The organism is Methylobacterium aquaticum, from assembly GCF_001043915.1.
Taxonomy (GTDB): domain Bacteria; phylum Pseudomonadota; class Alphaproteobacteria; order Rhizobiales; family Beijerinckiaceae; genus Methylobacterium; species Methylobacterium aquaticum.
Window position 1 is genome coordinate 1 of sequence record NZ_LABX01000229.1, and the last position, 2,036, is coordinate 2,036.

Consider the following 2,036-nt stretch of genomic DNA (forward strand, 5'->3'; position numbering starts at 1 on the left):
GCGGCGCTCTCCGCGCTCGGCATCGACTGCCTCGAGGTGCGCGAGCCCGGCTATGAGGGCCCCAACGGCGAGGCCGAGCGCGGAGAGCGCCGCGGAGGCGGCCTCGAACAGCGGCTCGGGGTTGCTGTCGTTCACCCCCTGGCGCTCCTCGTTCGGCGACAGCCGCACGCCGGTGCGCTCCGGCCCGACGATCTCGGCCACCGCCGCCACGACCTCGCGCAGGAACCGGATCCGGTTCTCGATCGAACCGCCATAGCGGTCGGTGCGGAAATTGGCGTTGTCGCGCAGGAACTGGTCGATGAGGTAGCCGTTCGCGGCGTGGATCTGCACGCCGTCGAAGCCGGCCTCGCGCGCGTTGCGGGCCGCCTGCCGGTAATCGTCGAGGACGGCACGGATGTCGTCCTCGGTCATGGCGCGGGCCTCGACATGGGGCGCCTTGCCCTCGTAGGTCCGCGCCAGGCCCGGCATCGTGGTCGCCGAGGACGAGACCGGCTGGCCGCGCCCGGGCAGGCTCGGATGGACCACCCGCCCCATATGCCAGAGCTGCGACACGATCCTGCCGCCCGCCGCGTGCACGGCGGCGGTGACCGGGCGCCAGGCATCCACCTGCTCGGGGTTCCACAGTCCCGGCGCGTAGGGCCAGCCGAGCCCCTGCGGGCTGATCCCGGTCGCCTCCGAGATGATGAGGCCGGAAGAGGCGCGCTGGGCGTAATACGCCACCATCAGGTCGGTCGGCACGTGGTCGCGGGTCGCCCGCGCCCGGGTGAGCGGCGCCATGAACACCCGGTTCGGCGCATCGAGCGCGCCGAGCCGGATCGGATCGAGAAGGCTGGGCATCGGGAACTCCGCTGCGCGTGGGAAGATGGGCCGGGGCGTCAGCGGGTCGTCGGCTGCGGCGGCCGGCGCGAGGCGGCGAGCGCCGCCCATCCCTCCGCCGTCGCCGGGAGGGCGCTGACCGTGGCGAACTCCTGGAGGGCGACGAGGTTCGTCGCGGTCTGCGCGAGCGCCCCGACTGGCAGCATCAGGCCGAGAAAAGCCAGACCGTGAATGGCCGCCCTGCACATCCTGTCGCCCCCCGATGATCGGGCGGCAGGAAACGACGGGAACCGCCTCCTGTCCAGCCCGGCCGGACATGCGGGGCGGCCAAGCGCCGGATCGGGCGAGAGAGACCGCCTGCTCCAGCGCCGTGAGGGCGCGCAGGCGGGCTCTCCCGCTTTCCGTCAGCGACACCACTCCAAGGGACACGATCTCCGCGGCGGCGCGCGGCGGGGAGCCGGGATGATGCAACGTGTCGAAAACGTAATGCAGGAGAGGGGCGAAAATGCTCCCGCCGAGCGTTCCAGCCCCGTGACAAATGCCGGCCCCCCTCCCATCTCGTGGGCGCCGGGCCGGGCCCGCCCACCGGCAACCGAAGGAGTACGGCTCCATGAACAGCGAAGAACGCGACGTCATCAACGGCATATTCAGGCGACTGGAGCAGGCCGCGCAGCAGCCCCGCGATGCCGACGCAGAGCGCTTCATCGCCGACAAGATCCGCGCCCAGCCTTACGCCCCCTACGCCCTGGCGCAGCTCGTCTACGTGCAGGAGGAGGCGATCAAGAGCCTCAACCAGCAGCTCGAACAGGCCCGGGCGGAGGCGCAGCGCGGCGGCCAGGGCGCTCCCCAGGGCTCCGGCGGCGGCGGCTTCTTCTCGAGCATCTTCGGCGGCGGTGGCGGCGCGCGGCCCGAGCCGCAACGCGCCGGCGCCTGGGGCAACCAGGGCGGCGGTTACGGCCAGCAGCCCGGCTATGGCGCGCCTCCGCAGGGCTATCCGCCGCAGCAGCCCGGCTACGCCCCGCAGCAGGGCGCTCCCTGGGGCGGCCAGCAGCCGCAGGCGCCGCAGGCGCGCGGCGGCGGCTTCCTCGCCACGGCCCTGCCGATGGCGGCGGGCGCGGCGGGGGGGCTGCGTCTCGGCCACGCGCTCCGCAACGGCTTCCCGGGCGGGCATTCCTCGCTCGGCAGGAAGGCCGGCCACCGCCGGGCGGGGGGCGCCCCCC

At 73.8% G+C, this 2,036-nt stretch carries 3 protein-coding genes; 1 reads left to right on the top strand and 2 read right to left on the bottom strand.

What is annotated here, in order from left to right:
- On the bottom strand, positions 1-837 hold an 837-nt coding region (locus VP06_RS26225; protein ID WP_048466754.1), incomplete at its 3' end, for an alkene reductase.
- 38 nt (positions 838-875) lie between these two features.
- Positions 876-1,064 carry a hypothetical protein gene (locus VP06_RS26230; RefSeq protein ID WP_048466752.1) on the bottom strand — a complete coding sequence of 63 codons (189 nt, stop codon included), beginning with the start codon at positions 1,062-1,064 and terminating at the stop codon, positions 876-878.
- Positions 1,065-1,426: 362 nt separating this feature from the next.
- Here VP06_RS26230 and VP06_RS26235 point away from each other — a divergent pair.
- A partial coding sequence (locus tag VP06_RS26235; protein WP_048466753.1) for a DUF2076 domain-containing protein occupies positions 1,427-2,036 on the top strand: 610 nt, incomplete at its 3' end.

Bases quoted from the DNA above. Each gene is read 5' to 3' on its own strand.
- VP06_RS26230 (WP_048466752.1), bottom strand. From the start codon at position 1,064: ATGTGCAGGGCGGCCATTCACGGTCTGGCTTTTCTCGGCCTGATGCTG.